The organism is Arthrobacter sp. AG258 (genome assembly GCF_004364695.1).
Taxonomy (GTDB): domain Bacteria; phylum Actinomycetota; class Actinomycetes; order Actinomycetales; family Micrococcaceae; genus Arthrobacter.
Genome location: NZ_SOBI01000001.1, coordinates 257,635 through 278,937 on the forward strand (window position 1 = coordinate 257,635; position 21,303 = coordinate 278,937).

Genomic DNA, 21,303 nt, shown 5'->3' on the forward strand with positions numbered 1-21,303 from the left:
TTGGGCTTGCCGAAACCGCGGTTCTCGGAGAGCCCAACCCGCGGAAACTGGTCAGGCGTCGAGGGCGGACATGACGTGCTTGATGCGGGTGTAGTCCTCCACGCCGTACATGGAGAGGTCCTTGCCGTAGCCGGACTGCTTGAAGCCGCCGTGGGGCATTTCGGCGGTGAGCAGGATGTGGGTGTTGATCCAAACGGCACCGAAGTCCAGGTCCCGGCTCAGCCGCATGGCGGTACCGTGGTTGGTGGTCCAGACGCTGGAGGCCAGGGCGTATTCGACGTCGTTGGCCAGTTCCACGGCTTCGGCTTCGGTGCTGAATTTCTGCACGGTAATGACCGGGCCGAAGGTTTCCTTCTGCACTACGTCGTCGGTCTGCTTGGCGCCGGTGATGATGGTGGGTTCGAAGAAGAAGCCCTTCTCCCCCGCCCGGTGGCCGCCGGTTTCGATCCGGCAGTTCTCCGGCAGGTTCTCCACCACGGAGGTGACCGCGTTGAAGTGGTTGATGTTGTTCAGCGGGCCGAAGTAGTTGTCCTCGTCGTTCTGCGAGCCCGTGCGCAAGGTCTTGGTGTGCTCCACCATGGCTGCCACGACGTCGTCGTGCACTGACTCCTCCACCAGGACCCTGGTGATGGCGGTGCAGTCCTGGCCCGCGTTGAAGAACGCAAACTCGGCGATGGCCGCGGCGCTCTTCTTGATGTCCGCGTCCTTGAACACGATGGCCGGAGCCTTCCCGCCCAGCTCCAGGTGCGCGCGCTTGAGCCCCTTGGCGGCACCGGAAGCGACGGCAATCCCGGCGCGCACGGAGCCGGTGATGGACACCAGGCCGGGGACCTTGTGCTCCACCATCATGGCCCCGGTTTCGCCGGTGCCCAGGACAACGTTAAGGACACCGGCGGGGAAAATCTCTCCGGCGAGGCGGGCCAGCACCAGGGTGGACTCCGGCGTGGTGTCTGAGGGTTTGAGGACCACGGTGTTGCCGGCGGCCAGGGCGGGGCCGATCTTCCAGATGGCCATCAGGAACGGGTAGTTCCACGGCGCCACCTGGGCCACCACGCCGATGGGTTCGCGGCGGACGTAGGAGGTGTGGCCCTCGAAGTACTCGCCGGCGGATTTGCCCTCCAGGATGCGGGCGGCACCGGCGAAGAAACGGAGCTGGTCTGCGCCGGCGGCGATTTCCTCGGAGGCGATCAGGGAGCGCACCTGGCCGGTGTTGCGGTGCTGTGCCTCGACGAGTTCGTCGCTGTTGGCCTCGATGGCGTCGGCGAGCTTGAGCAGCATCAGCTGGCGCTGGCCGGGGGTGACGTGCTTCCAGGTCCGGAATGCGTCCTTCGCGGCAGCCATCGCGGCGTCGACGTCGGCCTGCACGGAAACGGGGGCGTGTGCCACCACTTCGCCGTTGGCGGGGTTGACCACATCCAGCAGGGCGGTTCCGGCCGGCGTGACGAACGTGCCGTTGATGAAGTTTTGCAAGGTCTGGACCACGGTGTGCAACCTCTTTCGTAGGAGCCATCGGCGCCCGGGCGGAGGCCGGGACGGATGGATGGAACTGCATTGAGCCTATGCCAGGGCCCCACCGCGGTGAATAGCCACCTGCACACCCTTACGGAATAGGTTTAGTGCGGTTGCCCAGCTCACGTTTATCCTTGCTTCATGGCCATTTCCCTTGCTGCCCTGGTGGGCGTGACGTCCCTGAAGCTGTCCAAGGCGGGCGTGGCGGAGACTACCTGGAACCAGGACATCAACTGGGTGGCCGTCACCGAGCTTGAGGATCCCCAGCGGTTCCTCAACGGCGGGGAGCTGGTCCTCACCACCGGCCTGCGGCTGCGGTCCGCCCCCGAACAGCGACGTTTTGTCCGCCAGGTGCAGCGGGCAGGCGCCGTGGGCATCGGATTCGGGGTGGGCCTGACGCACGAGGCAGTGCCGCCGGCCCTGCTGGCGGAGGCGAACCGGTGGGGCCTCCCGGTGGTGGAGGTGCCGTACGAGACCCCGTTCATCGCCATCACCAAGCTGGTGGCGGACGCCCAGTCGGCAGACCACTACGCCAAGCTTGAGCGGCTGATCGCCGGACACCAGGTGCTGGCCCGGGCACTTTTGACCGGCGGCGGCCTGGCCGAGTTGTTGAAGAATTTGGGCGGCATGCTGCGCACGGATGTTGCCCTGACCCAGTTCGCCGCGCAGCTGTACAACAGCAGCACGTCCAGTCCGTCCGCGGATGCCTGGTCCAGCTACCCCGTGCCCACCGGCCGGAGGGATGCCTGCACGCTGTGGGTCCGCCAGCCGTTCGAGGACACAGGCATCATCGGGTATGCGCAGAACCTGATCAGCGTGGAGCTGAACAACATGGTCAAGCAGCGCCAGGCCCAGCGGGCGCTCTGCGGCCAGGTGCTGGAGGACGTGATCCATGGCGCGCTGGAGACCAGCGAGGCGCAGCGCCGCCTGGCCGGCGTGGGCGTGAACAGCACCCGCAAGAACGTGGTGCTGCTGGCGGTGTCCGCCGCCCATGGCAAGGCCCTGGGAAGCACCTCGGTGCCGCTGGACCTCGAAAAGGCCGTTGCCGCCGTGGTGGGCAAGGACCTGGTGCTGGTGGTCAATGACGACGGCGGGGCGGCGCCGGCGCTGGCACGGAAGCTGAGCGACCACCTCGCCGAGGCCGGGATCCACGCCACGATCGGCATCGGCGGGGCGTACACCAAGCCGAACGGCTTGCGCTGGAGCTACTTCGAGGCCCGCGATGCCGCCAGCCATGGCCTGCCTGTGAACGAGCCGGAGCGGCTGAGCCTGACGTCGCTGCTATTGGCCAGCGAGGACGTGCCGCTGGCGGACATGGCGCATGAGTCGCTGAACCCCTTGCGCGCCTTCGATGCGGCGCACGGCTCGGAGCTGATGACCACGCTGGAGAGCTACCTGAACAACAATGGCTCGGTGGCGGCGGTGGCGGAGGAGCTCACGCTGCACCGCAACACGGTCCGGTACCGATTGGCCCAGATCACCGAGCTGACCGGCTACGACCCCGCCGTCACCGCGGACCGGGTGCAGCTGTGGCTGGCCCTGGCTGTGGCCCGGTTGTCGGCCCGGCAGGGCAAGTAGGCACCTGCCGGCCAGGTTCGACGACGGCGCACGTGGCCGCCCGCCCATCCGGATATCCATTGGGTCCGAATATTCCTTGACACCAGCACGAGTGTGGAATCTGTTTGCTACCTAACTGGAGATGATCGTGAACAAGACCTCTAAGACCCTGACCCAAACCGCTACCGCCGCCCTTGTGGCCCTCGGTTGCCTGGCCATCAGCAGTTTGCCTGCGCAGGCTGCAGCGGGCCCGGGAGCCAGTGCAGTTGCCGACGAAATCGGAGTGGGGAACGGTTCAACCGTTCTTGACGGTTTGCTGGGCGGATCGATCCTCGGCGGCGGGGTTCTTAGCGGCGGCGTCATCGACGGCCCCCTCATCAACGGCCCCCTGGTGGAGGTGGGCGACGTAGGGCCCTTCCAGTTCGGCCAGTTCCAGTAATCCTTCCGGCTTGACCGTCCGCGCGCCGGGGCCCAACGCCCCGGCGCGCGGCTCTTCGCCATGCCCCGATGTGCCAGCCAGCGGCCCCAGATCGCCTGAATCCCGAGAAGGAATATGTCCCACGATTCCCTGAACTCCCCTGCCCGCAATTCCGCTCCGCGATTGGAACTGACCGCGGCCCAGCGAGGCATCTGGTATGCGCAGAAGCTGGCCCCGGAGAATCCAATGTTCCAGATCGGACAGTTTGTCGAGATCCTTGGCCCGCTGGACCATGACGTCCTTGCGGCCGCGATCAGGCATACAGTCGAGGGCACCCCGGCCCTCACCATGGAATTTGCGGAAGACTCCGAGGGTCCGTTCCAGACGCCCCGCACCCCGCGGGCAGCCCTTGACGTCACCGATCTGGCCGACGCCGCCGATCCGGAAGCCCAGGCACGGGCGCTCATGGATGCCGATCTACGGATTGCCCGGAATCCGGCAACAGACCAGCTCCTCCACACGGAGCTCATCCGGCTCGCGCCCGAACGGCACTTCTTCTACCAGCGGGTGCACCATCTCCTCCTGGACGGCTACTCTGCCGTCCTGGTTCTTCGCCAGGTTGCCGACCTTTACAACCGCCTGTGGGCGGATGACGGCAGGCAGGCGGATGGCGGCCCCGACCTGGGACGGTTCCAGGAACTTTTGGCGGAAGAGGCCGGTTATCCGGAGTCAGCAGCGGCCACTGCCGACCGCACCTTTTGGGACACGGCCCTCGACGGCGCACCGGCAGCCAGCGGACTGGCTGGACGTCCCGACGGAAGTGCGGGCTCACTGGTCCGCGCATCCATGGGGCTTCCCGCCGGCGCGGCCGCCGCCCTGGAGGAAGCCCAGGCCAGCGCGCCTGCCCTGGTGCTGACGGCCGCAGCACTGTACCTGCACCGGATCACCGGTGAACGCAACGTCTCGGTGGCGCTGCCAGTCACCGCACGGCGGGGCCATCTTGCCAAATCAACGCCGTCCATGCTGTCCAACATCGTCCCCATTCGGCTCACGGTCAACCCGGCGGCTACAGTCGCAGACACCGTCGCCGCCGTGGGACGCAGCCTGCGCGGCGCCCTGGTGCACCAACGCTTCCGCTATGAGGACCTGGCCGCCGGAGGCGGATACCTGGGCCCGTCGGTCAACATCCTGCCGGTCCTGGACGATATAAGCTTCGGTGCAGCCAAAGGCACCATGAACATCCTCTCAACGGGGCCGGTGGACGATCTCTCCATCGTGGTCCACGGCCTCGGCGCGGGGGCCGGCGATCAGCTGCCCACGATCCAGTTCGAAGCAAATGCAGGCATGTACACGCAGGAGGTGCTGGCCGGCCACCTGGACCGGTTCGTGCGCCTACTGGCACAGGTTGCCACACCCTCCGGCGCCCTCCTTGCTGACCTGGAGGTCACTACCCCTGCCGAAGAGCAGCAGCTGTTGGCAGCCGGCGAAGCGGAACCCCGGGCGTTGCCCGGCCACACCATCGTGGAGGAATTCCAGCTGAGCGCTGCTGCCCGGCCACATCACACGGCCATCGTGGCATCTGACGGTAGCCTGACCTTCGCAGAACTTGAGAACCGCTCCAACCAGTTGGCGCGGTTCCTTACCGGCCACGGTGCCGGACCCGGCACCACAGTTGCGGTACGGCTGGACCGCGGGCTGCTCCTGCCGGTGGCGCTCCTTGCCGTACTCAAATGCGGCGCAGCCTACCTTCCACTCGATCCCGATTACCCGGCGGACCGGGTGGAAGGCATGATCGAGGATGCCGCACCGGTCCGGATCATCACCTCAACCGCCTTCACAGCAGCGGAGTCAGATGCCGGCAATGCCAAGGACGCCCGGCACGCAGAACTCACAACGCCTGTTCCGGTCACGGTCCTGGATTCACCCCTGATGGAGGCCTGCCTTGCAGCGAAAAGCAGCTCAGCCCTGCAGCCAAGGGCCGGGCAGCAGGACCTTGCCTACGTCATCTTCACCTCCGGATCCACGGGCCGTCCCAAGGGCGTGGGAGTGGAACACCTGGCTCTCCTTAATCTGTTCACCGCCCACCGCGACAGCATCTTCCGGCCGGCCGAAACCCGTTTGGGCCGCAGGCTGAAGGTGGCCCACACCGCGGGCCTCTCTTTTGACGCCTCCTGGGACCCGATCCTGTGGCTGGTGGCCGGACACGAGCTCCACTTGGTGGATAATCAGACCCGCCGGGATCCGGAGGCACTGAACGCCTATCTTTCCGGAGCACGCATCGACTCCATCGAGACCACTCCATCATTTGCCAAGGTCCTGGTGGCCGGAGGACTCTTCGACCATGATCCACACCCGTCGGTGGTGGCCTTGGGTGGCGAGGCCGTGGACGCCGAACTGTGGGATGACCTGGCCGGCCGCGACGGGGTCGTGGCTTACAACCTTTACGGCCCCACCGAGACAACAGTGGATTCCCTTACGGCCGTCATGGAGCCGGGTACGTCCCCTACGCTTGGCGGCTCGGTGGCAAACACCCGCCACTACATCCTGGACTCCGGCCTAAACCCGGTCCCGGACAATGCCGTGGGTGAACTCTATGTGGCCGGCATCAACCTGGCCCGCGGCTACCTGGACCAGCCCGGGCTCAGTTCCGAACGCTTCGTCGCGGACCCCTTCGCGATGGACGGCTCCCGCATGTACCGGACGGGCGACATCGTGCGCCGGCGCGATGACGGAACCCTTGAATTCCGGGGCCGCCTGGACGCCCAGGTCAAAATCCGCGGTTTCCGCATTGAACCTGCCGAAATCGAGCAGGTCCTGCGTGCCCTGCAGGGAGTTGAGCACGCCGCCGTAACCGTGGGTACCAACCGGGCCGGGTACGACCAGCTTCTCGCCTACGTGACGCCTTCTCCCGCCGCCGGCGGAGAGCCTCGGGAGCAGCTTGATACAGCCGCGTTGCGGCGCGAAGCACGGCGTCATCTGCCCGATTACATGGTCCCTGCCGCCATTATGCAGATCCCGTCCCTGCCCTTGACTCCCAACGGCAAACTGGATACCCGGAGCCTTCCCCTTCCGGAGCAGGACACCACCGCCACGGCCCCCCGCAATGATCGGGAACGGATCGTCGCTGACGCCTTCTGCGAGGTTCTTGGCCTTGAAGCCGTGGGGCTGGAGGATGACTTCTTCGACCTTGGGGGGCACTCATTGCTTGCCACCCGGTTGGCGGCGCTTCTTCGCGAGCGCACCGGCACCGCGCCGGCCCTCCGAACCATTTTTGAGAACACCACGGTGGCAGCCCTGGCCGAAACGCTTGAACTGGGCACGGCCACCAGCCGGCCGCTGACCGCGGGGCCACGGCCGGAGGCCCTTCCACTGTCTTTTGCCCAGCGCAGGCTGTGGTTCCTGAATCGGCTCGATCCCGGTTCCGGGGCCTATAACATCCCCGTGGTACTGACATTGCGTGGGCCCCTGCACGTGGCCGCTCTGGATGCTGCGCTTGGACAGCTCGCCGCGCGGCACGAAACCCTCCGAACGATATTCCCGCTGGTGGATGGCGAGCCAACGCAGCGCATTCTGCCAGCGGCAGAGGGGCGACCCGCCATGGTGGCGGTGCAGTGCTCCGCTGCCGACCTGCCGGCAGCGCTGGCCTCAGAAACCGGCCGGGGATTCTCCCTGGACCGTGAACTTCCCCTGCGTGCGGTCCTCTTCCAGTTGGCACGAGACCACCATGTCCTGGCCATCACTCTCCACCACATCGCGGCTGACGGCTGGTCCCTGGCACCACTGGCCCGGGACCTGTCTGCCGGATACAACGCCTTCGCAGCAGGCCGGGAAGTCACCCTGCCTGCGTTGCCTGTGCAGTACGCCGACTACACGCTCTGGCAGCGTGCGGAGCTCGGCAGCGAATCAGACCCCGACAGCGCCATCTCGCGGCAACTGGAGTTCTGGTCCCGCGAACTCCGCGGCCTGCCTGATGAGCTGGTCCTGCCGTTCGACTACACACGGGGCACCCGGGACGACGCTGCCCTACCAGCCGGCAGCCCGGCGTCGTCCGTGCCCGTAGCCATCCGCCCGGAAACCGCCGGGCAGCTCAACGCCCTGGCACGGGAGCATAACGCCAGCCTTTTCATGGTGCTGCAGGCCGCGCTGGCCGCGCTCCTGACCAAATCCGGTGCCGGCGATGATATTCCGCTGGGCACCCCTGTGGCCGGCCGGACTGATACCCAACTGGACAACCTGGTGGGCTTCTTCGTCAACACCCTGGTACTTCGCACCAATACCTCGGGCAACCCCACGGCCGGTGACCTGGTGGACAGCGTCCGGTACACCAACCTGCATGCCTACGCGAACCAGGATGCGCCGTTCGAGCGCGTGGTGGAGGAACTCCGTCCTGCCCGTTCCCAGCACCGGCATCCGTTGTTCCAGGTCATGTTGACCTTGCAGAACACCGCCACTGCCGAGCTCGGCATGGACGGCCTGGACGCCACCGCAGACCAGACGCAGGAGGCCGGCGGAGCAAAGTTCGACCTGCTCCTGGACCTGGCCGAACAGTCCGGCGGCATCACCGGCAGCTTGTCCTTCAATCCGGCATTGTTCCGGCATGGCACCGCCGAGAAACTTGCTGAGGGCTTCCTGGCCGTTGTGGAACAGTTCGCCGCCGATCCCGGCGTCACGCTGGACCGGCTGCGCATCCAGTCCGTCGAACAGCATGCCGTGGCCCTTGCCCGGAGTTCTGTCCCCTTCACTGAACTCCCTGAAGAGACCGTGGTGGATGCCTTCCTGGCCACGGCAGCGGGGAAGCCGCTCGCATCCGCCGTGGTGGACTCCGGAGGACGTGCTGCCGGCCTTGACTTCGGCAGCCTGCGGCAGCGCGTGGAGGCTGCGGCCAAGGGTTTGATCGCATTGGGGGTCCAACCGGGAGACAGCGTTGCCGTTGCACTGCCCCGGACCGTTGATGTGGCCACTGCCGCCCTGGCAGTCCTCGCCGCCGGCGCCGTGTACATCCCCGTGGACCTGTCCTACCCTGCAGAGCGGATCGCGATGATCCTCGACGACGGCGCGCCCGCCCTCGTGGTTGGCACGCCGGGGGCATTCGGTCCGGACGGTCACGGTTCCGCGCCCCGCACGGTCACCTTGGACATGCTGCGGGCAGCCGGCACCGGAATCACGGATGCTGCGCTGGCAGGGCGGCATCCGGTTCCCGCCGACCCCGCATACGTTTTGTTCACTTCCGGCTCCACCGGCCGGCCCAAGGGCGTGTCCGTGTCGCACGGTGCCCTCGCCAACCTGTATTCGCATCACTTCCGGACGTTGTACCGCCCGCGTTTCGAAGCCGCCCACGGCGCACCGGTGGCAGTGGCACATATCGCCGGGCTGGGCTTCGACGCGGCTTGGGACCCGATGCTCTGGCTGGTGGCCGGAGCGGAATTGCATATGGTCTCCGATGCCGTCCGCACGGACGCCGAGGCCCTGGCGGCCTACTGCCGCGAACACACCATCGATGTCCTTGAAACAACGCCCTCCTACGCCGCCCAGCTCCTTCAGGTGGGGCTGTTGCCCAATCCCGGAGCGAACGCGGAGCCTTCAGCGCGGCCGCCGCTGCTCCTTTTGCTGGGCGGTGAAGCGGTGCCTCCCGCACTCTGGAACAGCCTGGCCGCGATGCCTGGCGTGGACGCATACAACTTCTATGGTCCTACCGAATTCACCGTGGACTCAGTGACTGCACCCATCCGGGGCACCCGGCCCGCCATCGGTACCGGAATCGCCAACACCGCAACACTGGTGCTGGACCAACACCTCGCCCTGGTCCCGGCAGGTATTCCGGGCGAGCTCTACCTGGCGGGCGCCGGCATGGCCCAGGGCTATCACCGGCGCTCCGCCGAGACCGCCTCACGGTTTGTGGCCAACCCATATGCTGCCGATGGCACCCGCATGTACCGCACGGGAGACATCGTGCGCCGTACCGAAGCGGGGTCCCTTGAGTTCATTGCGCGCAACGACGACCAGGTGAAGGTCCGCGGATTCCGGATCGAACCCGGAGACATTGAATCAGCACTGACGGCACATGCCTCGGTGGACCTTGCCGTGGTCCTTCCCGACGGCCAACCCGCACACCGCCTGGTGGCCTACTACACCGGTACTGCCACCCCGGAGGAGGTACTTGGGCAGGCCGCGGAACGGCTTCCCGATTACATGGTCCCCGCCATCGTCATGCCCATTCCCGAGCTCCCGCTCACAACGCACGGCAAGCTGGACCGCAAAGCGCTGCCCGCCCCGGCGGTCACGGGGACAGGCAGGGGCGATGCACCGCGGACTCCCGATGAGCTCACCATGGCGGCAATCTTCTCGGCTGTCCTCTCAGTAGACAACGTTGCCATGGGAGATGACTTTTTTGCCCTCGGCGGCCATTCGCTGCTGGCCATCGACATCATGGGCAGGATTCGCAAAGCGTTCGGCACCGACCTGCCGCTTCGCACTCTCTTCGACGCTCCCACCCCAGCAGGACTGTTGGCTGCAGCCAGGCCCGCAGCCTCCGGCCAGCAGGACGACAAGACTGCTTCAGCCGACGGGCCCGCAGTATCCTCCGCCGCTCCGCTGGGTGACTGGCTGGCCGGCCCCGGCGCTGTCCGCCCGGACCAGTTGGAACTGTCCCACGCACAGTCCCGGATGTGGTTCCTCAACCAGCTGGACCCGGGCGCCGCGGATTACAACATTTCCCTGGCCGTGGGGCTGAAGGGCGCCCTCAACGAGTCCGCCCTTGCCAAGGCCGTGGAAGCCCTCTTCCACCGCCACGAGGTCCTTCGGACCATCTACCCGGAAATCAACGGTGTGCCCGAGCAACGGATCCTGCCGGCCGGATCTGATGCCACCGCCACAATGGGCCTGCTGCTGGCCACGGCCGTTTCCCAGGAGGACGCCACGGCGCAGCTGACCGTCCAGGCGGGCCGCGGCTTCGATGTCCGTACCGACCTTCCGCTGCGGGCCTGCCTTATCCGGGTGGCGTCCCCAGGCGAGGAAACACACTGGGTGCTGCATCTGGTGCTGCACCACATCGCTGCCGATGGCGCCTCGCTGGCACCGCTGGCCCAGGACCTTTCCGCGGCATATACAGCCGTCCTGGACGCCGAACGCGATGGCAACGGGACTTCTCCGGAACCGGCTCCGCTGCCCCTGCAGTATGCGGATTTCAGCACGTGGCAGCGGCAGCAGTTGGCCGGCCCCGCCCTGGCCGCCAAGCTGGATCACTGGCGCCACGCCCTGGCCGGCATACCCGCGGAACTGACGCTCCCCGCCGACCACCGCCGCCCCCGGGCCCCGCGCCAGCCGGGACGCCAGGTGGGCTTCCAGGTGCCGGCTGAAAGTGTCACGGCGCTCACAAGCGTGGCGTCGTCGTCGAACGCCAGCCTCTTCATGGCGCTGCACGCATCCCTGGCCGCCTACCTGCACCGGGCCGGCGCCGGCGAGGACCTGGTCATCGGCTCGCCCACTGCGGGCCGCCCGGATCCGCTGCTTGCTCCGCTGGTGGGCTTTTTCGTGAACACCCTGCCGCTGCGGGTCAGCACCGGGGGCAGTCCGGACCTGCGCACGCTGCTGACCCGCTCCCGGGCCAGCATCCTGGACGCCTTCGACCATGACGATGTGCCGTTCGAACGGCTGGTGGAGGCCATGGCACCCGAGCGGGAACTGGGCCGGCACCCGTTGTTCCAGACCATGCTCACCGTGGACAGCGAAGCACCGGCAGTGCCACAGCTGCCCGGGGTGGACGTGGCACCCGCGCCCGAAGCCGGTTCCGGCGAGGCCAAGTTCGACCTGTCGTTCACGTTCCGGCCGGCCACGGACGGCGCACTGTCCGGAACGCTGGACTACAACGCTGCCATGTTCGAACCTGAAACCGCCCAACGGCTGGTGGCAGGATTCTGCCGCCTGCTTGACCTGGCAGCCGCTTCCCCCGATGTTCCCGTGCAGGAACTGCCGCTCCTCGACGGTGCCACGGCCCAGTCCCTTGTGGCCGCGACGGCCGGAGCGCGCTCCTCCTCGCCGGAGATGCCCGTTGACCAGGACATCCTGGCCGCCTTCGCGGCGACCGTCCACACCACACCGGATGCGGTGGCAGTCGTGGCCGGTGGCGCATCGTTGAGTTTCGCAGACCTGGCAGCGTCAGCAGAACGCGTTGCCGGCGGACTCACCGCCACCGGGGCGGAGGGCGACGTGGTATCGGTCATGCTGCCACGGTCCGCCGCCACCGTTCAGGGCCTGTTGGGCGTGCTGCTGTCAGGACGTGCCTACAACCCGATCGACACCGAGTACCCGGACCATCGGGTGGCCGCCATCCTTGAGGACGCACGCCCGGCAGTGGTGCTGACCACGGCCACCGAGCAGCCCCGGCTCGCGGACATCCTCTCCGCGCTGGACGTCCAGCCCAAAGTCCTCCTGGTTGAGGACTTGCTGAAGCTCGACGCCCCGGCGCCGCTGTACGGTGCGGATTCCCGCGGCCTGGCGTCCGTGATGTTCACCTCCGGCTCCACAGGCCGCCCCAAGGGGGTGGAGGTCAGCCACGGCGCCCTGGCGGCGTTGTTGGATTCCCACCGGGAATCCTTGTTGGCCGGTATCAGCCGCAGGAGGGTGGCCCACACCACCGGCGTGGGCTTCGATGCATCGTGGGACCCCATTCTCTGGATGGTGTCCGGGCACGAACTGCATATGCTGGACGACGGCCTTCGCCGGGATGCACCGCGGCTCGCCGCGTACTTCGTGAACCACGGCATTGGCGCCTGGGAGACCACACCGGGCTACCTGCGCCAGCTCCTGGACCAAGCGGAATTTTCCGGCTTCCTGGCCGAGCATCCCGGTGGACCGGATGCCTTCAGCCTTGCGTTGGGCGGCGAGGCGTTCGACGCCGACCTGTGGGCTTCCGTGTCCGACTTGACCGGCGTACGGGCCTGGAACCTTTATGGCCCCACCGAAGCCGCTGTTGACACTGTGGTGGCTTCGGTGGCCAACAGCTCAACGCCTGAGCTGGGCCGGCCAACCCCCGGCACCCGGCTCTACGTCCTGGATGACCGGCTGCAGCACGGCCTTCCCGGTGCGGCCGGTGAGCTCTACATCGGCGGCGCCCAGTTGGCCCGCGGCTACAGGGGACGTCCGGACCTCACAGCCGAACGTTTCGTCCCCGACCCCTTCCGAGGAGGCGGTGAGCGGATGTACCGTACCGGCGACATGGTCTACCGGAGCGGAGATGGCCGGCTGGTGTTTGCCGGGCGGAACGACGGCCAGTTGAAGATCCGCGGTTTCAGGGTGGAGCCCGGCGAAGTGGAAAGCGCCATGCGGACCGCTGAGGGCGTCGGGGTCGCAGTCGTCCGGGCGGTGGGCAATGACGCAGGCACCCGTTTGGTGGGTTACGTGGTCCCCGTCGATGAGCCCGCACATGATCTGGCGGACGCGGTACGGGAGCACGTCAGGGCCATCCTGCCGGACTACATGGTGCCGTCCGCCGTGATGGTGATTCCGGAAGTTCCGCTGACGCCGCACGGCAAGGTGGACACGGCAGCCCTCCCGGATCCCGCCACTGCCACACGCGCCGGCGGCAAGGTCCCCCGGACACCGCAGGAGAAAGCCGTGGCACGGATTTTCGCCTACGTCCTGTCTCTGGACCGGGCTGGTATCGATGAGTCGTTCTTCGAACTCGGCGGCCACTCCTTCCTGGCGCAGCCGCTGATCGCCAGGATCAACGCCGCGCTGGGGACGGACCTGCAGGTCCAGTCGCTCTTCCGGGCCCCCACCGTTGAACGGCTGCTGAAGGAAGCGGCGCAGGGCAGCATCACCAGTACCGCAGAGAGCCTCAAGCAGGTGCTGCCGCTGCGCACGGCCGGATCCAAGCATCCGTTGTTTGCCGTGCATCCGGCCTCCGGCATCAGCTGGGGCTTCGCCTCGATGCTGGGCACGCTCGATCCGGAACGCCCGCTCATCGCGCTGCAAATGCCAGGGATGGAGCCGGGGCGGACCCATCCGGTGAATGCCGGCAGCCTGACCGAACTGGCAGATGACTACATCCAGCAAATCCGCTCCGTCCAGCCCGAGGGTCCCTACCACCTGCTGGGCTGGTCGTTCGGGGGCTACCTGGCCCACCGGCTGGCTACAAGGCTGCAGGAAACTGGCCACGAGGTGGCTTTCCTTGCGATCCTGGATGCCTTCCCGGGCAACCAGGAGCACAACGGCATGCCTGGCCAGGGGCCGGGGCTGTGGGCCAACTACCTGGAAGCCCAGGGCTACGACCTCACCGGGGAAGACCTTTCTGCAGTGGACCTGCACCGCGCGCAGGAGATCCTGCGCGCCAACCACAACCCGCTGGGGACGGTCCCGCCCGACTCGGTGGCCGCAATGGCAGCCAATTTCCCGGCTTTGGCCCGCCTCATCCGGGAAGAGCAGCCCCAGACATTTGCAGGGGATCTGCTGTTCTTCCGTGCCACCGAACAGGTCCCGGAGGGTACTCCAGGCAGCGATTCGTGGGCCCGGTACGTCACGGGCACCATCACCGATGTTCCCGTTCCGGAGCGCCACTCGGAGCTCCTTAGTGACCGGGCTCTCAGCACGATCATGCCCGCCCTGGCCATCCGGTTGGCCACCGGCAGCGAATAACAAGTGATGCTCCGGTGCTCCCGGGAGCCCTTCTCCTACCCGCCAAAAGACAGGAAAGGTCACCATGACGAACCCGTTCGATGACAAGTCCGCAACCTTCTCCGTACTCGTCAACGATTACCAGCAGCATTCGCTGTGGCCTGAATTCGCAGCCGTACCGGACGGCTGGGTCACCATGTTCGGCCCGGACAGCCGCGAGGCGTGCCTCGACTACGTGTCGCGGACATGGACAGACATGGCACCGCGCAAAGTCGCTGAGCTCGCCGCATCGCAGTGATCCGGATAGAGAACGTCGGCAAGAGCTTTGGAGGCTTCAGAGCCCTGGACGGCCTTTCGCTGCACGCCGGCGAGGGGACCGTCCTAGGCCTGCTGGGACCCAACGGGTCCGGCAAGACCACAACCGTCAAGATTCTCACCACCCTCCTGTCTCCGGACTCCGGCGAAGCCCGGGTGGCGGGCTATTCGGTCCGTACGGCACCGGACATGGTGCGGCGAAACCTCGGGCTCTCCGGACAGTACGCCGCTGTGGACGAGAAACTTACCGCGTTTGAAAACCTGCACATGGTAGGCCGGCTGTACGGCATGAACCGCCGCACCGCCTCAGCGCGGGCCAAGGAACTGTTGTCCAATTTCCGGCTGACCGACGTTGCCCACAAGAGATCCGGAACGTTCTCAGGCGGAATGCGCCGCAGGCTGGATCTCGCGGGCGCCATCGTGGCCAGGCCAAAGGTGGTGGTCCTGGACGAACCCACTACCGGTCTTGACCCTCGGGGCCGCCTGGACACCTGGGACGTTGTGTCCCGGATGGTGTCGGAGGGAACCACCGTGCTGCTCACCACGCAGTACCTTGAGGAGGCCGACAGGCTGGCGGACAACATCGCGGTTATCAACCACGGCAAGGTCATCGCCGAGGGAACGGCCACGGAACTGAAGCAAAGAGCGGGGAGTGAGCGGATCCGCGTGGTCATGCGGCATGCTGCCGACCTGACGGCCGCGGCCACCGTGCTGGACAACGCCGCCGGCCAAGGGGTTCGGCCGGAACTGGACCGGCAGGACCACAGCGTGTCCATTGCCGCCCCCGACGGCCACCGGACCCTGGTCCGCGTCCTCTCGGACCTTGACGCCCGCGCCCTGCCCGTGGAGGAGGCTTCGCTCCGGCGCCCGAGCCTGGACGATGTCTTCCTGACACTGACAGGGCACACCACCGGTCCGTCGTCGCCAGAACCCGAAAAGGAGGCGGTCTCAGCATGAGCACCCTCACTGCAGCAGCCAGGGACAGCTCCGTCATTGCCCGCCGGAATTTGCTCAATGTCCTGCGTACACCTGGGGCATTGGTCACGGGCCTGGTGCAGCCCGTGATGTTCGTTCTCCTGCTGGGCTTCGTGTTTGGCGGCACCTTGGGCGGCGACCAATACCGAAGCTTCCTCATTGGCGGGATCCTTGCGCAGACTCTGACCTTCAACGCCTCCTTTACGGCCGTGTACCTGGCCAAGGACCTGCAGCTGGGACTCATCGACCGGTTCCGCTCACTGCCCATGTCCCGCGGAGCCGTGATCCTGGGGCGCACCACGTCGGACCTGGCTACCAGCATCCTCTCCATAGCAGCCACCATGCTTTGCGGGGTGGCCATTGGCTGGCGGATCACCGGTGGGGCAGGCCAGGCTTTAGCTGCCTTGGCCCTGCTCCTGCTGTTCGCCTTCGCCGTCTCCTGGATCGGCGCGGTGATCGCCTTGACGGCCCGGAGTGTGGAGGTCGCCCAAAGCCTCGGCCTCGTGTGGCTCTTCCCGGTCACCTTCATCTCCGGGGCGTTCGTGTCCGTGGCTTCCCTACCGCAGCCGCTCCGGACCATTGCCGAGTGGAACCCGGTCACGTCGGTGGCTACTGCCGCGCGGGAATTGTTTGGAAACGCTGCCCCTGCGGGGTTTGCCGCCCCCGGCGGTTGGCCGGCGGACAACGCGATGCTGTATTCGGTGCTGTGCAGCCTCGGCATCATCGCCGTCTTCGCGCCGTTGGCCATTTCCCAATACCGGCGCATCAGCAGGCGGTGAGCGGCCCGCATATCCACCGGGCCGGGACGGTGTTCGCTATTGCCCGTTCCAGTGAACTTGAGGAGATCTGCGAACCCACCGGAGGGTTCGGCGCCTATATCTCCGCAGCGGAGGCCGAGTCAGCCCTTCGTTTCACCCGTGCCGGTGACCGCTTGGACTACCTGGCGTCGCACGCGCTCTTCCGGTTGCTCGCCGCGAACCGGCTGGGCCGCCACCCGGGCGACGCCCCAAACATTGAGGTGACCCGCCGGTGCCCCGGGTGCGGAAGTACCGGGCACGGTAAACCGGCAGTGGCGGGAGTCAGCCTCAGCCTGTCACGAAGCCACGGCGCCGTCATGGCTGCCGCGGGGCCCGATGCAGCCGGCGTTGGAGCGGATATCGAAAAATTCCCCGACATCCTGTTCGACGGCTTCGATGAATACGCGGCGTCCCCTGCCGAGCGCAGCGAACTGCAGCCTGGAGACGTTCCGGCCCGCATCCGGCTGTGGGTGGCCAAGGAAACCGTCCTCAAAGCTGCCGGCCTGGGCTTGGCGGTTGCCCCGTCCACAGTTCACCTGGCACCCGTATGGAGTCTCGATGCCGGTTCCTTCCTGCGCGCCGAGAGCCCGGGGCATCCAGAGGTGCACGGCATGGGAACAGTCCCGGTGGCTGCTCCTCCCGGCTATGCAGCGGCCGTCTCGGTGTCCGCGAACCAGTCACCAACGCGTCTGCCACTGGCCCGCCTGCTGCATACGGCTTCGGCGTAACGCCACCCGGCACGTGACGCGTCAGATGATGCCGCGGCGGAAAAGGTCTCGGGATTTCTTCCGGGCCTTCAGATAGTTGGCGTGTGCGGCGAGCATGATCGCATCCTGCTGGCTGAGCAGCTCGGTGTAGACGTCCGCGGTGGGCGGGTCACTGCCGTCACCGGCAAGGGCCGTCAGCAGTTCCCTGGCCACCACGGCGTCCTGGAAGCTGCCCAGGATCTTTTGCTGCCGGCGGGCGGCCTTGGCCACCTTGGCGGCGCGCTTGCCGCGGACCAGGGCGGCTGATTCCGCCACGTAGCGCAGCCGCTTGGCGTCTTTGCGTACGCGGTGCAGGGCAAGTTCCTGGTCCGTGCCGCGGCGGGCGCGCGTGGCAGCCTTGTGCGAGCGCTTCAACTTCCTGGCGCCCTTGTCCACGGCTTTCGCTGCCGCCTTGCGGCCGGAGGTGACGGCGTCGGCGCGCACCGGCGGGTTGTCGCGGAAATCCTCGAGGTTGTCCAGGAGCCGGAAGTAGCGGGCCGAGCCGAGCGCTTCCTGCACGAGGCGGTAGGCGGCGTCGAAATTTTCACCTGTCCGGTGGTCAACCGCTGCCGTGGCGGCCGCGAGGCCCTCCCCCGGCGGAAGGTCGGCCAGCTGGCTGCGGAGCTGCGCGCGCAGGACTTCGGCGTCGCGCGGTTCGCCGAGCAGCCGGCCCAGCCACTTCAGCTCGCCCCGGAGCCGGCGCACCGGCGATGCCCTATACAGCTTGCCGTACGCTGCCAGGACCGATCTGATGCGGCGGGCGGAGGAGCGCATGGTGTGCACCGCTTCCGGCTCCTCCAACCGGACGGCGGCGTCGATAGCGAGGATCTCGTCGATCTGCGACGCCACAAAGACGGTGACGACGGCGGCTGCCGGGGCGCGCTTGCCTGCCAGCAGGGCGGGGTTGCTTCCGGCGTCACTGCCGTTTGCATCGTCGTCGGGGGCGGCACCGTTGGAGCGTTTCGCGCCTGCCTTGCCGGCGCCCAGGGCCCGCGCCAGCTTCGAGGCGTGCCCGGCCGGCCGGGCGCCGGCGGCGGTCAGGAGTTCTTCCACCGGCCCGAAGAGGGCGGGCCCGCCGTGGACCAGTTCCACCTCCCACTCGCGCCACTGCCCGTGCGCGCTGGTTCCCTTGTCCCGGCCGGCCAACCGCTCGGCGGTGACGTGGTCGTCGGCGAGGTCGGCGAGGTGCACGCCGTCGTCACCGTACAGGGGGTAGGTGGTGCGGCGGGTTTCCAGCCGGACCACCGGCACCGGGACGGATCCCCGCAGGTAGGCGTGAAGGTGGGCCAGGAGGCTGTCCGGCACGGCGTCGGGACGGCCAAGGGGCGCGTGCAGCTCCGTCCGCGGCGCGGGACCTTCAGCGGTGGCGGCGGCGGTGGGCGGAAGCTTCAGGTGCCACCCTGCGTCGGTGCCGCCGGTGCGGCGCCGCAGGGTGATCCGGCGGGCCGCCAGGTCGTGGGCGGGGGTGTCGAAGTACACCGCTTCGAGGAGGTCGGTGTGGGGTTTCCCGGTCCGGGCCACCCCGGCGGCTTGTTCCAGCGCCGGCACCGCGGCGTCGTCGTCGACGTCGTACTTCTTCTCGATCTCAAGTCCCCGCGAAGCCTCCACAGCCGTCCTTCCGCACCGCCCGGTCCATGCCAGGCCCTCCGACAGTCCGTTCGCAGTCTATGCCAGCCCCGGCATCGGCGAGAGGTTGCCCACAAAACCGCAAACATCAAACGTCTAACCTTTAGGGTGGATGGTATGTCCGCCACTCCCCCCGCGTCCGCGCCAGCAGCAACCGCAACCGTCCCGGCCGGCACCGCCGGCGCGGTGCCCGCCAAGCCGCGCTCCGCCGTCGTCTTCGGCGTGATTGCCCTGGTGCTCATCGGACTGAACCTCCGTGCCGGGATCACCGGCGCCTCGGCCCTGCTGCACGATCTTCAAGCCGTCCTGGGCTACGGGGCACTGGTGGCGGCCATCATCCCGTCCATTCCCACCCTGTGCTTCGCGGTGGCGGGCGCCGCAACTTCCTGGCTCAGCGGCAAGCTGGGCGTGGAGAAGGCCATCCTGCTGTCGCTGGCGCTGCTGGCCGGCGGGCTGCTGCTGCGCGGCGTCCCGGCAACCGGCATGCTGGTGGCCGGCAGCGTGGTGGGCATGTCCGGGCTGGCCATCTGCAATGTGGCCATGCCGTCCTTCATCCGCGAGCACTTCGCCTCCCGGACGTCGCTAATGACCGCCGTTTACACGGTGACAATGACTACCGGCGGCACCCTGACTTCGGTCCTGGTGGTTCCACTGGCACAGGCCCTCGGGTCGCCATCCGCCGCGGTGGGGGCGGTGGGCATCGCGGCCGTGGCGGCATTCCTGGGTTTCCTGCCCGTGGCGCTGCACGCCCACCGCCACACCGTCCGGAGCACCGCAGCCCACATCTCGCCCTGGCCGCTCCTGCGGACCGGGAAAGGCCGGCTCCTCACCGCGATCTTCACCCTCCAGGCACTCCTGGCCTACGCGCTGCTGAGCTGGCTGCCGTACATGCTCACCACCATGGGAATGAGCGCCTCGGACAGCGGACTGATGTTCGGGCTGATGCAGCTCGTGTCCGTCCCGGCGGGCATGGTGCTGATTGCCATCGGATCCCGCCCGCGCATGCTCCGCCCGGCCTTTTACCTGGTGAGCGTCACCATGGCGGCCGGGATCGCGGCGCTGTTGGTGCTTCCTGTGGGACTGGCGGCCATTCCGGCCGTCCTGATCGGTTTCGGCCTGGGCATTTTCCCCCTGGTGATGGTGATGATCAGCCGCAGCGGGTCCAGCACCGCCGAAACCACGGCACTGTCCACCCTGGCCCAGTCCTCGGGGTACCTGCTGGCGACGGCAGGTCCCTTCGGCATGGGCCTGCTGCACAGCGCCACCGGCGGCTGGACCCTGCCGCTGGTGCTGCTGCTGGCACTGGCACTGGTCCAAATCGTGGTGGCCCACCTGATCACGGGGCGCCCGATGTCCGGAACCCGCCCTGCGGAAAGGAAGTAGCACCTTGTCTTTGAGCCCGTCCGTCCGCCAGCCGCTGGCCGCCGAAGTTACCGCCAAGCTGCGGGAGATGGTCCACTCCGGCGAATGGGCGTTGAATCAGCGTATTCCGCCCGAGCCCGAACTCATGGCGCGGCTGGGGGTTTCCCGCGGGACCCTGCGCGAGGCGGTGAAGGCCCTGGCCCACGGGGGCATGCTGGAGGTCCGCCGCGGTGACGGAACCTACGTGCGGGCCACGAATGAGATGTCCGGTGCCGCGCGGCGGCTCTACCAGGACCATACCGAGCAGCACATCCTCGAGGTCCGGCTGGGGTTGGACACCCAGGCTGCCCGGCTCGCCGCGCGCAATGCCACGGACGACGACGTCACGGCCCTGCGCGCCTTCCTCGCCGCCCGGGACCAGGCCTGGAAGATCGGCGACATCGAGGCGTGGGCCGACGCAGACTGGCAGTTCCACCAGGGAGTGGCCCAGGCCTCCGGCAACCCGCTGCTGCATGAGCTGTACGCCAGCTTCGGGACGGCATTCCACCAGGACCTGCTCACGCAACAGCGTCGGCCCGGCTTCAATGGGCTTCCGCGGGACGGCCACGAAACCCTGCTGGCCGCCATAGAACGGCGGCACGAGGACGACGCCGTCGCCACCGTGAACCGGAACCTGAACTCCTGCGCGGAGTGGCTGGCGGAGTAAATCTCCCCGCGCATGGCGGCGGCCCGGCACTGTGGTGCCGGGCCGCCGTCGTCCGTCCTGTGCCTGCCGGTGAATCAGCTCCGGCGCAGGCCTGCGAGGACGTTCGTGGGGCGCTGCATCTCGCCGTGCTTGGCGCCCAGGATGATCACCAGCGCGGCGAATCCGGGGATGGCCCACTGCAGGAGCTTGAGCTGCTGCTGGGCGGACTTCAGCTCGTCCGATGCCGCCGGCTGCGGCTCGGTGGCTCCCTTGGCCCCCTCATCGGCAAGCTTGTCCACTTTCTTGCCCAGGATGCCCGAGTACAGGGTCACCCCGGCGCCCGCAAGGGTCACGACGGTCTTGATGGCGGTGTCGCGTGCCACGCCGTCCTGCTTGGCGATCCGGCCCTTGTTTTCCCAGGCGATGGCGAGGTCTGCCGCCAGGTGCGCGGCGAACGCCGCGGTCTGGACCGGCGCCCACCGCATCCAGCCGGCGCTGGAAAGCCGGGTGCGTTCGGCGGGATCCTTGGCCTGCGCGGCCGCCCCGTTCAGGCCGATGGCGCCCATCAGCGATCCGCCGAACCATGCTGCCGCCGTCAGGTCGTGAACTGAACGCGCTAAGAGATTTCCTGCCATGATGTGCATTCCTAACGTTGTGAACGGGTTCCGGCGTGCTGCCCTCCGCGGGTGTCGCATGCCGTGT

General features: G+C 67.6%; 12 protein-coding genes. 9 read left to right on the plus strand and 3 right to left on the minus strand.

From position 1 onward, the window contains the following. Window positions 1-51: 51 nt before the first annotated feature. On the minus strand, window positions 52-1,482 hold the full coding sequence (locus tag DFO47_RS01195) for an aminobutyraldehyde dehydrogenase (protein WP_133830379.1): 1,431 nt from the start codon (window positions 1,480-1,482) through the stop codon (window positions 52-54). 168 nt (window positions 1,483-1,650) lie between these two features. On the opposite strand from DFO47_RS01195, the gene DFO47_RS01200 reads away from it, so the two are divergent. The 7 genes from DFO47_RS01200 (at window position 1,651) to DFO47_RS01230 (ending at window position 16,910) form a co-directional block, all read left to right on the plus strand. Continuing rightward, the gene (locus DFO47_RS01200) at window positions 1,651-3,087 is read left to right on the plus strand and encodes a PucR family transcriptional regulator (RefSeq protein ID WP_018760558.1); all 1,437 of its coding nucleotides are present in this window, start codon (window positions 1,651-1,653) and stop codon (window positions 3,085-3,087) included. Window positions 3,088-3,214: 127 nt separating this feature from the next. Continuing rightward, a complete protein-coding gene (locus DFO47_RS01205) occupies window positions 3,215-3,505 on the plus strand; it encodes a hypothetical protein (RefSeq protein WP_133247067.1) in 291 nt (96 codons plus the stop codon). 114 nt (window positions 3,506-3,619) lie between these two features. Beyond that, window positions 3,620-14,116, plus strand: a complete 10,497-nt coding sequence (locus tag DFO47_RS01210; protein WP_133830380.1) for a non-ribosomal peptide synthetase — start codon at window positions 3,620-3,622, stop codon at window positions 14,114-14,116. A gap of 64 nt (window positions 14,117-14,180) precedes the next feature. Next, on the plus strand, window positions 14,181-14,393 hold the full coding sequence (locus DFO47_RS01215) for an MbtH family protein (protein WP_109044306.1): 213 nt from the start codon (window positions 14,181-14,183) through the stop codon (window positions 14,391-14,393). Next, window positions 14,390-15,367 (plus strand): ATP-binding cassette domain-containing protein, encoded by a 978-nt coding sequence (locus tag DFO47_RS01220; protein WP_208294353.1) that lies wholly within the window; start codon window positions 14,390-14,392, stop codon window positions 15,365-15,367. Before DFO47_RS01215 ends, DFO47_RS01220 begins: the two co-directional genes overlap by 4 nt. After that, entirely contained in the window at window positions 15,364-16,164 is an 801-nt protein-coding gene (locus DFO47_RS01225; RefSeq protein WP_109044304.1) for an ABC transporter permease, read from the plus strand. Before DFO47_RS01220 ends, DFO47_RS01225 begins: the two co-directional genes overlap by 4 nt. Further along, window positions 16,161-16,910 (plus strand): 4'-phosphopantetheinyl transferase superfamily protein, encoded by a 750-nt coding sequence (locus tag DFO47_RS01230; protein ID WP_109044303.1) that lies wholly within the window; start codon window positions 16,161-16,163, stop codon window positions 16,908-16,910. The genes DFO47_RS01225 and DFO47_RS01230 overlap by 4 nt, the downstream gene beginning before the upstream one ends. A gap of 21 nt (window positions 16,911-16,931) precedes the next feature. Here the strand turns inward: DFO47_RS01230 and DFO47_RS01235 are convergent, their stop codons facing one another. Next, complete coding sequence (locus DFO47_RS01235) at window positions 16,932-18,536, minus strand: CYTH and CHAD domain-containing protein (protein ID WP_133830382.1); 1,605 nt, start codon at window positions 18,534-18,536, stop codon at window positions 16,932-16,934. Window positions 18,537-18,671: 135 nt separating this feature from the next. Here DFO47_RS01235 and DFO47_RS01240 point away from each other — a divergent pair, with 135 nt between their 5' ends. Beyond that, window positions 18,672-19,937: an MFS transporter gene (locus DFO47_RS01240; protein ID WP_018760560.1), complete on the plus strand. Its 1,266-nt coding sequence runs from the start codon at window positions 18,672-18,674 to the stop codon at window positions 19,935-19,937. A 4-nt stretch (window positions 19,938-19,941) separates the two neighbouring features. Continuing rightward, window positions 19,942-20,622, plus strand: coding sequence for a FadR/GntR family transcriptional regulator (locus DFO47_RS01245; protein ID WP_133830383.1), 681 nt, complete (start codon window positions 19,942-19,944; stop codon window positions 20,620-20,622). 74 nt (window positions 20,623-20,696) lie between these two features. Here DFO47_RS01245 and DFO47_RS01250 read toward each other — a convergent pair whose 3' ends face one another. Beyond that, window positions 20,697-21,236, minus strand: a complete 540-nt coding sequence (locus tag DFO47_RS01250) for a hypothetical protein (protein ID WP_026264321.1) — start codon at window positions 21,234-21,236, stop codon at window positions 20,697-20,699. Between the last annotated feature and the right edge of the window lie 67 nt (window positions 21,237-21,303).